A 12,196-nucleotide genomic window follows, 5' to 3' on the forward strand; every position below is an offset into this window, starting at 1 on the left:
CGGGTTCCTCAACGTCGTTGGCGGCCTCGTGCGGGGCAGCACCGGGCCCCGGGCCGCGGGGTGCAGGGGCACCGACGGGAGGGTTGGAGATTGCGTTCTCTGGCGGCCCCTGGGGCTTGTCGAAGTCATCGGCGGCACCGTCGTCGGGCAGGGCAGGGGCGCCGGAGTGTTCCTCCGGCTCCTGTGCCTCTTCCAACGGTTCCGCTGCCATACTTCAACGCTACGCAGCCCACGCCGGGGGTAGAACGGACATTCGACGAAAGTGCATAACCTGCCGCCGTCCCTTGCCTGTGGAGGAAAAGTCGGCAGGCGAACGGTTGCTCGCGGCCCCACCAGTGCCTGTCGAGGACAAATCGGCAGGCGAAGAGTTCGACGCGGAGCCGTCGAGTGCTGTGGAGGATAAGTCGACTGCGGTGTAGGTAATGCGGTGGATCAGGGACATTGCGGCGTAGCAGGACTTCCATGGACAGCCTGTGCCGAAGGAGGAGAGCGTCCGGTCCGACGGCAGGAGCCCGCCCCCAAAAAGGGACGGGCTCCACGTGGCGTTGGGCTTCCCAGCACCGGGCTTCTTCGGGCTCACGACGTCACGCGGCTCAGGCGCTCAAAGCGTCCGCCGGGACTCTCAGCCGGCTGCAGGTCCTAGAGGTTGCCGGTGGCGATGCGCAGCATGCGGCGCAGCGGTTCCGCCGCACCCCACAAGAGTTGGTCGCCCACGGTGAAGGCGCTGATGTACTCGGGCCCCATTTCCAGCTTGCGGATACGGCCTACCGGGATCTCGAGCGTGCCGCTGGCCGCCACGGGCGTCAGGTGCTCCATGGTGGCTTCCTTGGTATTGGGAACCACGCGGGACCACTCGTTGTCGGCGTCGATGATCCGCTCGATTTCGGCCACCGGCAGGTCCTCGGTGAGCTTCAACGTCAGGGCCTGCGAGTGCGACCGCATGGCGCCGATGCGGACACACAGGCCGTCGAACGGTATGCGCTTGTCGTCGCTCAGCCCCAGGATCTTGTTGGTCTCGGCCGGGGCTTTCCATTCTTCCTTGGACTGCCCGTTGCCCAGGTCCTTGTCGATCCACGGGATAACGGAACCGGCCAGCGGCACGCCGAACTGGGAGGAATCCAGTTCGGGGCTGCGCTGCTGCGCCAGGATCTTGCGGTCGATTTCCAAGATGGCGGAGGAGGGCTGTGCCAGTTCATCGGCCACCGCGGCGTTCAGCGTCCCGAACTGGTTTAGCAGCTCGCGCATGTGCCGGGCGCCGCCGCCGGAGGCCGCCTGGTAGGTCATGGACGTGCCCCACTCGACGAGGCCGTTCTTGAACAGGCCGCCCAGGCCCATGAGCATGCAGGAGACGGTGCAGTTGCCACCGATGAATTCCTTCACGCCCCGCGCCAGACCAGCGTCGATCACATCGCGGTTCACCGGATCCAGCACAATGATGGAGCTGTCCTGCATCCGCAGGGTGGACGCCGCGTCGATCCACAGGCCGTCCCAGCCGGCGTCGCGCAGTTTCGGGTAGACCTCTGCGGTGTAGTCGCCGCCCTGGGCCGTCAGGATGATCGGCAGCTTAGCCAGCGTCTCGATGTCGTACGCGTCCTGCAGTTTGCCGGCACCCGCGGCGAAGGCCGGGGCGTCGCCGCCGGCGTTCGACGTGGAGAAAAACACGGGGTTGATGAGGTCGAAGTCGCCTTCATCCTGCATGCGCTGCATGAGGACGGAGCCGACCATGCCGCGCCAACCGATCAGGCCGACGGACTGGGCAGATGAAGTGGCTGCAGGGGAAGTCATGCATTCCATTTTACGGACGGGGTCAATTTAAGCGCTCTGAGTTACACGAGTTAGGCGCTGCGGTTGCACAAAGTGGGCAGAGTTACACAGCGTGGGCGGATCGCATGCGTCAGACGTACGACGGCGGTGCCCGCCGTCGGTGTTTCGCGCAGCGTGGGTGTCGCACGCCGCCGCGCCTACTCCTGGCCGCGGACCCAGAGCGAGATGCGGTAGCGGGTGCCGTTGGCCGCGGTGTGCCAGTCCTCGGTGGGGGTGACGCCGTCGAACTTCCATTCCGGGCCGAGCTGCGGGGCGTACGTGTCGCCGTCCGTCTCCATGTCGATGACCGTCACCGAGGCCGCGTTGGCATGCTGCTTGGCGAGGTTGAAGATCTCGCCGCCGCCCAGGAACCAGATTTCGTCGCTGCCCGGGCTGGCCGCCGCCTCCGCCAGGGCGTCTTCGATGGTTTCGACGACGACGGCGCCTTCCGCGGCCAGCTGCCCGCGCAATTCGGGCCGCCGGCTGACCACAATGTTGGTGCGTCCGGGCAGCGGCCGGTACTTGTCCGGGAAGGACTCCCAGGTCTTGCGTCCCATGATCACGGGATGGTTCAGGGTGGTCCGCTTGAAGTGCGCCAGGTCCTCGGGCAGGTGCCACGGCATGCCGCCGCCGCGTCCGATGACGCCGTTGCTGGTCTGTGCCCAGATCATGCCGACCACCGGCGCGGAGAACTGCCCGGACCATCCGGCTCCGAGCACGGCTTCGGCGACGCTGTCCGGGTACGGACGCGCGGCAAGGTGGTCGGCGCTCATACGGCCACCGGCGCCTTGATGGCCGGGTGGTGCCGGTAGTCGGCCACCTCGAAGTCCTCCAGCGAGTAGTCGAAAATGCTCTCCGGCTTCCGCAGGATGTTGAGCGTGGGGTAAGGATACGGGGCGCGCGAGAGCTGCTCGCGGACCTGGTCCACGTGGTCGTCGTAGACGTGCACGTCGCCGCCGGTCCACACGAATTCGCCCGGCTCCAGGCCCACCTGCTGGGCCAGCATTAGGGTGAGCAGCGCGTAGGAAGCGATGTTGAAGGGCACGCCCAGGAACATGTCCGCGCTGCGCTGGTATAGCTGGCAGGAGAGCTTGCCGTCCGCCACGTAGAACTGGAAGAACGCGTGGCACGGAGGCAGGGCCATGTTCTTGATGTCCGCCACGTTCCACGCGGACACGATGTGCCGGCGCGAATCCGGATTGTTCCTCAGGTCCTCGACCAGTTGGGCGATCTGGTCGATGTGCCCGCCGTCGGGCGTGGGCCAGGACCGCCACTGCACCCCGTAGACGGGACCGAGCTCGCCGTCGGCGTCCGCCCATTCGTTCCAGATCTTGACGCCGCGTTCCTGCAGCCATTTCACGTTCGAGTCGCCGCGCAGGAACCACAGCAGCTCCAGCGCCACGGACTTGAAGTGCACGCGCTTGGTGGTGATCAGCGGGAAACCCTGGGCCAGGTCGTAGCGGAGCTGGCGGCCGAAGACGCTGCGGGTGCCGGTGCCGGTGCGGTCGGATTTGGCCGTGCCGTTGGCCATGACGTCGCGCAGCAGGTCCTCGTACGGGGTGGGAATCGCGTTCACAGCGTCCAGTGTAGTTGAGGTGCCTGGCTCAGCCGGGCGGCGGCAGGGCGCGGCGACTCACGGCCGGTAAGGGTCCTGCGGGCTGGAGGGGCCGTTGCCGCGAAGGCCGTGCCCCTTCCGACCGCTGCCGGACCGGCCGTGGGGCTGCGGCACCGGGTGGCCGATGTGGGCGGCGACGGACCGGTGCGGGCGCGACGGCCCTGGCAGCAGCGCCAGCACGATCGCGGCCAGGTACAGCACGGCGGCGGTGATCCGCAGCGCGGTATGCGCGCCGGGGGAGAGCTGGTGCAGGTGCAGTGCGACACCGCCGTCGAGGAACCAGCCCCACGCCGCCGGATGCGAGGTGAGCAGCTGGGCGGTCAGGGCAATCAGCCCGGCTGCGGTCATCCGGGCCAGCCGAAAGGCCGAGACCCGGCGCAGCAGGTTGTCCGCCCCCGGAGTCGCCTCGAGCAGCGGCGGGCGGCGGTGCACCAGCAGGAGAGTGGCGGCACCGAGCAGGAGCAGCGCCAGCCCGACGACGGCGCAGGCGGCCAGCAGGTCCGGCAGGCGGCCGGGGGCCGCCAGGTTGAACCCGATAACCGCCGCCAGCAGCACCGCCCCGGCGGCCACGGCGGTGAGCATCGGCCGCGCAACCAGGCGGAGGGCGGGCCACGGCTTGGCGGCCGGAACGGACCGGACCGCAAGGCCGTGCCCGGCGATGGACGGGGCGGCGGGCCTGGTGTGGCCGCGCCACAGCCGGATCTCTCCGGCGGCAATGGCGCCGAGGAACAGGGCGGCCGGCACGGCTATCGCCAGTGGCAGCAAGGGCAGCAAAGGCAGCGGTGAAGCGGGGGCACCGGCGGGCGCGCCGTCGACCACGGTCACGGGCGCGGCGAAGCTGGCCCAGCTCCCGAACAGCACCAGCGCCAGCACCGTCACGATGGTCCCGGCGGTGCGCGCCGTCGTCGTGATGTCCAGGCCCGCTGCGAAGCTGCCACGGCACAGGACAGGCGCGTGGGAAGCATCATCCCCCGGTGGGTCGGCCCTGGACAGGAGCGGCGGCCGCCAGAGGGCCATGGCGATCATCAGCGCGACGGTCGTTCCGCCGGCAAGCTGCTGGACGGGTTCCCATCCCGTCGCGGGCGCGGGCCCGTCGGGCAAGAGGTGGGGCCCCTGCACGTTGGCGAAGCTGACCGCCATGGTGCCGAGCGAGGCGAAAAGCAAGGTAGCGGTGCGGAACAAGCGGTTGATCAGGATTCGTCGCAGGATGGCGTTGTCCTCGCGGCTGAGCGAGTCCAGGGAGCGCCGGCGCACGATGACCGCCGTCGCTGTGGCGACGCCGGCTGCGAGGGTGAGGATGCCGATCAGCAGGATCGGAGCGAAGTAGCCGCCGGATTGCCGGCCGGTGAAGTCCCCGGAAATTTCGACGGCGTCGAAGGCCCGGGTGCCGCTGACGCCTTCGATGCCCGGCAGCTCCAGGATGGCTGCCGCCGCAGCCACGGCCAGCGCTGCCGTCGCGGCCATCACCGCGAGCAGCCCCCGCGGGAGGTAGTCGCGGATGCGCCGGGCGGTGATGTCGGCACGGCGGACGCTGCCTCGGGGCCTCGGCCAGCTGTACTGGCCGATGATGTAGATCCCGGCCAGGCTGACCAGCGGCACCAGGAGGATCAGCAGCCCGGCCAGCCAGGACGGTTGCGGGGCGTGGCCCGGGGCGTAGTAGTACGCGGGGATGCGCCCGACCTCCGACGCCGCGGACAGGCCACTGGCGAAGAACGCGACGAGCGCGGTCCAGAACGCGTGCATCCGGGCCGCCTCGCGCGCGGAAGCATCGGAAGCGCCCGAAGCCGCGGACGGGGCGGCGGATGGAGCGCGCCCGGCGTCGCTGTGGCCCGCTATGAACCGCAACACCGCGTAGATGATGACGGCGCCGATCAGCAGGCCGGTCATGGTGCTGGTGAGCGAGCCCACGTTCCCCCTCGTGCTGCATCAATGGATCAACTATTGATACAAACAAACAGGCGGTCAAGAGGCTGTCGCTGCGCCCGCAGGCGGCGGTTTCAGTCGTCGTAGGCCTCGAGGATTTCGAGCGCGACGATGCGCCCGCGCCGCTGCTTGGCGATGTGGCAGACCAGCACGGCTCCCGGCCGCAGGTAGGGGTCGTCCGTGGGCAGCTGCGCGGCAAGTTTCGGATCCATTCGGTCGGCCAGCACGTTGAACAGGTTCGGCAACACCGGCCGGTGGCTGCAGACGGCGGTGGGCTTGCCCTTGTCGAGCATCTGGACGAGGGCGGCCCGGGCCTTCTTCGGGTTGCGCTCGTTGTTGTGCTCGGTGATGGCCTCGACGGTCCGCAGCTTGGTCTGGGTGTGCAGCACGTACGGGGTGACGGTCTGCACGCAGCGCAGCCAGGGGCTCGAGACGATCCGCTTGGGTTTCCACGCGGACAGCATCCGGCACACCGCCAGCGCCTGCCGCCGCCCGGTGGCCACCAGCGGGCGCTCGCCCTCGGCCTGCGACCAGGCGGACCGCGGTTTGGCCTTGGCATGGCGGACGACGACGAACGGATAGGTATCGAGTTCGTCCCGCCGGTGCGCGGCCTCCAACGCGTCCAGCGGTTCCACGTCGGAACGGTTGGAAAGGAGTCCGCGGGCCTCGTCGGGCGGACACCACAGCACGCGGTCCACCTCGTCGCCGTCGGGCACGGGGTCCTGTTTCTCCAGCTTGGCGGCCCAATACACCACCTGCTTGAGACCGGCCCTGACGCGGTACCGGATGGTGGGCAGCGGGATGCCCAGCCGCACCTGGACGCCGATCTCCTCGTGGACCTCGCGGACGGCGCACTCGGGCGTGGTTTCGCCCCTGTCCAGCTTGCCCTTGGGCCAGGACCAGTCGTCATAGCGCGGCCGATGGATCAGCAGCACTTCCAGCCGGCCCTGGCGGACACGCCAGCACAAAGCCCCGGCGGCGGTGATCTTGACGCCCGGGGGAGCGCCGGCGTCGCTGGTCTTGCTCTGCGTCATCAGCGGCGGGTGGCGGTGCGCTGGCGGGAGCGGGAGGCGAGCAGCCAGGACTGGATATCGGACAGCGGGTTGCCGTCGTCGTCCTTGTGGTGCCTGGTCCACGTGCCGTCGCTGTCCAGGTGCCAGCTGGCGGTGGCGGGGTCCATGTAGCGGTCCATCAGGGCCAGCAGGTCGTTGATGTCCTCGCGGGAGTTCAGTTGCACCAGCGCCTCCACGCGGCGGTCGAGGTTGCGGTGCATCATGTCGGCGGAACCGATGTAGACCACCGGTTCGCCGCCGTTGGCAAAACCGAACACGCGCGAATGTTCCAGGAACCGGCCGAGGACGGAACGGACCCGGATGTTCTCGCTCAACCCCGGAACGCCCGGGCGCACGGCGCAGATCCCGCGGACAATCACGTCCACCCTCACGCCGGCCTGCGAGGCGCGGTAGAGCGAGTCAATGACGGCCTCGTCCACCATCGAGTTCACCTTGATCACCACGCGGGCGGCACGGCCGGCCTTGCTGTTGGCAATCTCCTTCTCGATCCGGTCGATCAGGCCGGAGCGCACCGACCGCGGGGCCACCAGCAGGCGCTTGAACGTGGACTTCGGGGCGTAGCCGGAGAGCTGGTTGAACAGCTTGGACAGGTCCTCGCCCACCTGGTAGTTCGACGTCAGCAGGCCAAGGTCCTCGTAATAGCGTGCGGTGCGCGGGTGGTAGTTGCCGGTGCCGATGTGGCAGTAGCGGCGCAGCCCGTCGCCTTCCTGGCGGACCACCAGCGAGAGCTTGCAGTGGGTCTTCAGGCCCACGATGCCGTAGACCACGTGGACGCCGGCCTGTTCCAGCTTCCGCGCCCAGTCGATGTTTGCCTGCTCATCGAACCGGGCCTTGATCTCCACCAGCGCCAGCACCTGCTTGCCCGCTTCGGCGGCGTCGATCAACGCGTCCACGATCGGTGAATCACCCGAGGTCCGGTACAGGGTCTGCTTGATTGCCTGCACCTTCGGGTCGGTGGCGGCCTGTTCCAGGAAGGCCTGCACGGAGGTGGAGAACGAGTCGTACGGATGGTGCAGCAGAATGTCGCGCCGGCGCATGGCCGCGAAGACGTTCGCCGCCTTGGACGTTTCGCTTTCGTTCAGGTGGCGGCTGGTGTGCGCCAGCTGCTTGGGGTACTTCATGTCCGGCCGGTCGATCTGGTAGATCGCCTCCACGCCGCGGAGGTCCAGCGGCGCCGGCAGCGCGTACACCTCGGATTCATCGACGCCGAGCTCGCGCACCAGCAGCTCGCGCACGCTGGGGTTGATGTCCGTGGCCACTTCCAGCCGCACGGGCGGTCCGAACCGGCGGCGCAGCAGTTCCTTTTCCAGCGCCTGAAGCAGGTTTTCGGCGTCGTCCTCTTCGACTTCCAGGTCCTCGTTGCGGGTGACCCGGAAGGTGTGGTGTTCCAGCACCTCCATGCCCTGGAAGAGCAGGTCCAGGTGCTGGGCGATGACGTCTTCCAGCGTGATGAAGCGGGCCGTGCGGCCGGGGACCGAGCCGGCGCGGGGGCCGTCCACGGGGATCAGCCGCGAGAGCTGGTCCGGGACCTTGAGGCGGGCAAAGAGCTCCTTCTCGCTCACCGGGTTGCGCACGACCACGGCCAGGTTCAGGGAGAGCCCGGAGATGTACGGGAAGGGGTGGGCCGGGTCCACCGCCAGCGGCGTCAGGATCGGGAACACCCGCTCCCGGAACATCACGGAGAGTTCGGTGCGCGCCGCCTCATCCAACTCATCCCAGCGCACGATGTGGATGTGCTCGTAGGCCAGCGCCGGGCGGATCTGCTCGGCGAAAATCCGGGCATGGCGCTGCTGCAGCTTGTGCGCGGCAATCTTGATCTGCTCCAGCTGCTCGCTCGGGGAGAGCCCTGCGGCGGACGGCACCGCCAGCCCGGTGGCGATCCGGCGCTTCAAGCCTGCCACCCGGACCATGAAGAACTCGTCCAGGTTGGAGGCGAAGATTGACAGGAAGTTCAGCCGCTCCAGCAGGTAGAGGTCTTCGTCCTCGGCCAGTTCCAAGACCCGTGCGTTGAAGTCCAGCCAGCTGATTTCCCGGTCCAGGAAGCGTTCCAGGGTGAAGTCCCCGTCGGGCGCGAGCGAGGGGGCGAATTCCGGAATGTCGATGCGGTCCTGGGTGGCGCGGGCAGGAACCATCTCGGAGGACCCTAGGCGGGGAATGGCTGCGGCTTCGGGTTCGATGACCATGCTCTCTCCTGCGGCGTTGGGGCGGGCCGGACATACCTCATCGTAGAGGCGCCAGATAGCTATAAGGTTACCGACTATTGCGCGCCGGCCTGCCCCTGCGGTGCGTACATCACATCCGTATCCCAGCGGGTGAAACCAAGCTTGCGGTAAAGCGCCACGGCGGGCTCGTTGTCCGCGTCGACGTAGAGCATGATGGCGTGCTCGCCGGCGTCCTGCAGGTGCTTGATGCCGGCGATGGTCAGCGCCTTGCCCAGCCCTGTGCCCTGCGCCTGCGGCGTCACGCCCACGACGTAGACTTCGCCGATGGACGGGTGGCTGCCCGAGCGCGGGTGCACCTTGGTCCAGTGGAACCCCAGCAAACCGCCGCCGTCCTCGCGCTCGGCCAACAGGAAGCCGGCCGGATCGAACCAGTCCTCGGCCATCCGGGCCTGCAGGTCGGCGAGCGTCATGGCGCCCTGTTCGGGGTGGTCGGCGAAGGCTGCGGCGTTGGCGGCAAGCCATGCCTCCTCGTCCCGGCCGGGCACGAAGGAACGGATGGCGACGCCGGGCGGCAGCTCGGCGGCCGGCAGGCCCGTCGGGTGGGTCAGGCGCATCCGCCACAACTCGCGGACCGGGGCGAAACCGAAGCGCGCGGCCAGCCGACCCGCGGCCTCGTGGCCGCCGTGCGACCAGGCCTTCAGGTTGGGCAGCCCGGTGTGGCGCTGAACCGCCTCTGCCAGCCGGGTCCCGACGCCTTCGCCGCGGTAGGAAGGGTGCACCACCAGTTCCAGGACGCTTTCGGCGCCGGGGGCGGTGGCCAGGCTGACGACGGCGACGCCGGCCAGCGCGGTCGCCGTGGCGGGATCCGAGCGCTCCTCGCCGGCATACGTCGCCAGCACCATCACGTCGGCCGACTCGGGGGAGCGCAAATTCACCCAAGTCTGTTCGGAGAGCGGGGGGTTGCCGTCGGACTCTTCGGCGGCGGCGGCCAGCGCCTTGATGTCCGCGAGGGTCTCGGCGTCGGGGGCGCCCTTGATGGTCAGCACGGGCCAGAGGTCCGAATCCGATGCAGTCATGAGCACAGACTATCCGAGCAGCCTCTTGGCGCGGGAGGGCGCGGCGGTTTGCGGGGAACCGCCGTCGGGTGCTGGTTCCCCCGCCTAACCCGATGCGTCAGCCGCTCACGCCGCTGGGTTCTTCTTCCGCCTCGCGGACCAGGGTGAAGCGGTAGCCGACATTGCGGACCGTGCCGATCAGTTGCTCGTGGTCCGGGCCCAGCTTGGCGCGCAACCGCCGCACATGCACGTCGACCGTGCGCGTGCCGCCATAGTAGTCGTAGCCCCAGACCTCGTGCAGCAGCTGGTCGCGGGTGAACACCCGGCCCGGGTGCTGGGCCAGGTACTTGAGCAGTTCGAATTCCTTGTAGGTCAGGTTCAGCGGCTGCCCGCCGACGCGCGCGCTGTAGCTGGCCTCGTCGATCACCACGCCGGAAGCGTGGATTTCCGTCCCGGTGTCCTCTTCGCCGGCATGGGCGCGGGCGATCACCAGCCGCAGCCGCGCCTCGACTTCGGCAGGTCCGGCGGTCACCAGCACCACGTCGTCGGCAAGCCAGTTGGCGCTGACGGCGGCCATGCCGCCTTCGGTGAGCACCAACATCAGCGGTGCCCCCAGCCCGGTGGCCTTCAGCAGTTGGGTGAGCGAGCGCGCCGCGGCCAGGTCCTTGCGGGCGTCCACCATGACCACGTCGGCCGGGTCGGCTTCCAGCAGGGCGGTCGGTTCGGCCGGCAGGATGTGGACCTTGTGGTTCAACAGCTCGAGGGCGGGCAGGACGTCGATGGACGAGCCGGAACTGTTGGTCAACAGCAGAATGTGCGGCATGGTTCCTCCAGGGGTTTTCGCGGCGCACATCATCGGGCTGGGCCCGGTAGGTCCTCACACACGCAGCGCACCCTGCCGGACGGTGGCATAAGTATAGCGCCGCGCCCTGCGGCGCCGCGGTTTCTCGCCGCGCCCCTGCGTCATAGGGCAGTATGACTAGCGTGAAAACGTGGATCGTCGCCGCAGCCGCTGCCGCCGTACTGTGCGCCGTCATCGGTGCCTCCTACCTGTCCCTCCCGGTGCTGACGGCAGTGGTGTGCGTCGCCGCGGTGGTGATCGGGATCGGCTGGCCGGTGCTGCTGGGCGTGCCGGCCAAAAAGACCCTCGCCGCCGTCATCTCCTTGGCAGGGATTGCGACGGCGGTGCTTGCCGGCCTCGCGCCCGCAGGCATGCCGCTGCTGTGGATGGCGGTGGTGATCGCGCTGGGCGTGATGGCCGTCTTCCTGATCCAGCTGCTCCGCGGCACCGGCCAGCCCCGGCGGCTCGAATCGACCTTCGGCGCCAGCGCCGGCCTGGTGCTCACCTCGCTGGGCGCCGGCTGGGTCGCTGCCGACCGGCTCTCGGCCAATTCGAACAATGGCGGCATGATGCTGGTGACCGGGATCAGCATGCTGGTGGCCATCGGCGTCTGCCTGCTGCCCTGGCCGGACCGGATCGTCGCGCCGCTGGGCGTGGTTTTGGCCCCGCTGGCGGGGGCGTTGGCAGCACCCTTGTTCTCCACCGTCCCGATGCTGCCCGCCGCGGCAGTGGGAGCCGTCGCCGGCATCATCCTGGTCAGTTTCCGCCGGCTCGTCCTGGCCGACGGCGGTCCCACCCGCCTGCCGGCGATGCTCGCCGTCGGCGCAGCCCCGGTCATGGCCGCCGGATCGTTGGTCTACTTCCTGGAGCGGATGCTGCTGCGCTGAATGAGCGAGGTCACAGCGCGGGCCGCGTCTCGAACAGGCATCCTCCGGTCCGGGCCGTTACTATGGAGCCATGTCTTATCTCGGTCTTGAAATCTTCTTCCTGTCCCTGCTGGTACTGGCAGGCCTGGCGATGGCCGGGTTCGCCTCGCTCGTGGTTGTCCGCCTGTTCAAGGGCCAGAAGTAAACAGCCCGGCACTGAACCATGCCGATTGAACTCCCGACGGAGCTGACCCCGGAGCTGGTGCCGCTGTCTTGGCTGCTGGGCACCTGGGAAGGTGCCGGCCGCTTGGGCGCGGGCGAGGAGGGGGACGAACATTTCGTCCAGAAGGCCACGTTCACGCAGAACGGCCTGCCCTACCTGCAGTACACCGCTGAAAGCTGGCTGACCGACGAGGATGGCAACCGGTTGCGCCCGCTGTCGGTGGAAACCGGCTTCTGGGCGCTGGACCGCAAGCTCAACGATGCCGACGTCGGCCCGGGCCTGGTCCCCGCCGAAATCGTGCCGGCCTTGCGGTCCGCGGACGAGGTCGAAGAGCTGCGCAACGCCGACGGCGGCTTCGACATCACCGCGACCATCGTGCATCCGGGCGGCATCTCCGAGCTCTACTACGGGCAGATCAAGGGTCCGCGCGTGCAGCTGAGCACCGACATGGTGATGCGCGGATCGCAGTCCAAGGACTACAGCGCCGCCACCCGCATCTTCGGCCTGGTCAACAACGATCTCTACTGGCGCTGGGACGTGGCCGAGGCGAAGGGCAAGGACCTGGCCCCGCACGCTTCGGCGATCCTCGCCAAGCGCGCCTAGCCGGCCGGGAATTTGGCGCGGCCGCCGGGAGT

Annotated in this window: 10 protein-coding genes; 2 read left to right on the forward strand and 8 right to left on the reverse strand. The window is 68.8% G+C overall.

Annotated features, from left to right (window positions below):
* Positions 1–639 precede the first annotated feature (639 nt).
* From asd to AC5RVS_RS06920, 8 genes are all read right to left on the reverse strand, one after another.
* A complete protein-coding gene (gene asd, locus AC5RVS_RS06885) occupies positions 640–1,785 on the reverse strand; it encodes an aspartate-semialdehyde dehydrogenase (RefSeq protein WP_494107617.1) in 1,146 nt (381 codons plus the stop codon).
* Between the two features lie 176 nt (positions 1,786–1,961).
* Entirely contained in the window at positions 1,962–2,576 is a 615-nt protein-coding gene (locus AC5RVS_RS06890) for a dihydrofolate reductase (protein WP_493989405.1), read from the reverse strand.
* Positions 2,573–3,334, reverse strand: a complete 762-nt coding sequence (locus tag AC5RVS_RS06895; RefSeq protein ID WP_493989641.1) for a thymidylate synthase — start codon at positions 3,332–3,334, stop codon at positions 2,573–2,575. Before AC5RVS_RS06895 ends, AC5RVS_RS06890 begins: the two co-directional genes overlap by 4 nt.
* A 102-nt stretch (positions 3,335–3,436) precedes the next feature.
* The gene (locus AC5RVS_RS06900) at positions 3,437–5,326 is read right to left on the reverse strand and encodes a hypothetical protein (protein ID WP_494107618.1); all 1,890 of its coding nucleotides are present in this window, start codon (positions 5,324–5,326) and stop codon (positions 3,437–3,439) included.
* A gap of 89 nt (positions 5,327–5,415) precedes the next feature.
* Complete coding sequence (locus AC5RVS_RS06905; protein WP_494107619.1) at positions 5,416–6,375, reverse strand: NUDIX hydrolase; 960 nt, start codon at positions 6,373–6,375, stop codon at positions 5,416–5,418.
* Positions 6,375–8,597 (reverse strand): RNA degradosome polyphosphate kinase, encoded by a 2,223-nt coding sequence (locus AC5RVS_RS06910; protein WP_493989402.1) that lies wholly within the window; start codon positions 8,595–8,597, stop codon positions 6,375–6,377. Before AC5RVS_RS06910 ends, AC5RVS_RS06905 begins: the two co-directional genes overlap by 1 nt.
* Positions 8,598–8,671: 74 nt before the next feature.
* Positions 8,672–9,652, reverse strand: coding sequence for a mycothiol synthase (gene mshD, locus AC5RVS_RS06915; protein WP_494107620.1), 981 nt, complete (start codon positions 9,650–9,652; stop codon positions 8,672–8,674).
* 97 nt (positions 9,653–9,749) lie between these two features.
* On the reverse strand, positions 9,750–10,454 hold the full coding sequence (locus AC5RVS_RS06920; RefSeq protein WP_493989400.1) for a winged helix-turn-helix transcriptional regulator: 705 nt from the start codon (positions 10,452–10,454) through the stop codon (positions 9,750–9,752).
* Between the two features lie 152 nt (positions 10,455–10,606).
* Between AC5RVS_RS06920 and AC5RVS_RS06925 the strand changes: the two genes are divergently transcribed.
* Positions 10,607–11,359: a hypothetical protein gene (locus AC5RVS_RS06925; RefSeq protein WP_493989399.1), complete on the forward strand. Its 753-nt coding sequence runs from the start codon at positions 10,607–10,609 to the stop codon at positions 11,357–11,359.
* Between the two features lie 202 nt (positions 11,360–11,561).
* Positions 11,562–12,164, forward strand: a complete 603-nt coding sequence (locus AC5RVS_RS06930; protein WP_493980177.1) for a nitrobindin family protein — start codon at positions 11,562–11,564, stop codon at positions 12,162–12,164.
* The last annotated feature ends 32 nt before the right edge of the window (positions 12,165–12,196 follow it).

The sequence above is a fragment of the Arthrobacter sp. Y3221048 genome (assembly GCF_059092685.1).